2 protein-coding genes are annotated in these 778 nt (G+C 37.5%); both read left to right on the top strand.

Translation table 11 applies throughout. The features are described from left to right. Positions 1–419 (top strand): ribonuclease H family protein (locus B879_RS24085; RefSeq protein ID WP_238542234.1); only part of this gene is annotated, 419 nt, incomplete at its 5' end. 140 nt (positions 420–559) lie between these two features. Next, a partial coding sequence (locus B879_RS24080) for a hypothetical protein (RefSeq protein WP_040401593.1) occupies positions 560–778 on the top strand: 219 nt, incomplete at its 3' end.

Genomic DNA, 778 nt, shown 5'->3' with positions numbered 1-778 from the left:
ATCATGCAGCCCTTAGGTACTTGATGACAAAGAAGGATGCTAAACCACGCTTAATTAGATGGATACTCTTACTACAAGAGTTTGACGTGGAGATTCGAGATAAAAAGGGAAGTGATAATGTTGTGGCTGACCATTTGTCACGGCTTAATGAGAACCATGGAGTTGGACAACCTTTGCCTCTAAATGAATCATTTCCAGATGAACAACTCCTTGTTGTTCAAGAAAAGGAACCATGGTATGCTGATTTTGTTAATTATCTTGCTTGTGGTGTAATGAGAAATGAAATTTCTTTTCAGGAAAGAAAGAAGTTCCTTGCCATGGTAAAGCACTACGTTTGGGATAACCATATTTGTTTAAATATTGCCCTGACCAAATCATTAGGAGATGTGTTCCAGAGAGTGAGCAACAAAGCATTCTAACATTCAGCCATACATTGGCATGTGGAGGACATTTTGGTGCCAAAAAGACATCTCTTAAAGTTTTACAATCTGGTTTCTTTTGGCCTACTTTATTCAAAGATGCTTTTGATTTTTGTTCTAATTGTGATAGGTGCCAAAAGATGGGGAACATTAGCCGAAGAAATGAGATGCCATTGAACAACATTTTGGTGGTAGAGCTTTTTGATGTTTGGGGAATCGACTTCATGGGACCATTTCCATCATCTTTTGGCCACTTATACATATTAGTGGCAGTTGATTATGTATCCAAATGGGTTGAAGCCATTGCTACAAGAACTAATGATCATAAGGTTGTTTTGCACTTTATTAAAGATGTGATT

The organism is Cecembia lonarensis LW9, assembly GCF_000298295.1.
In the GTDB taxonomy this organism is placed as follows: Bacteria; Bacteroidota; Bacteroidia; order Cytophagales; family Cyclobacteriaceae; genus Cecembia; species Cecembia lonarensis.
Note: the sequence above shows the minus strand (reverse complement) of the source record. Positions and strands in the feature narration are given on the sequence as shown.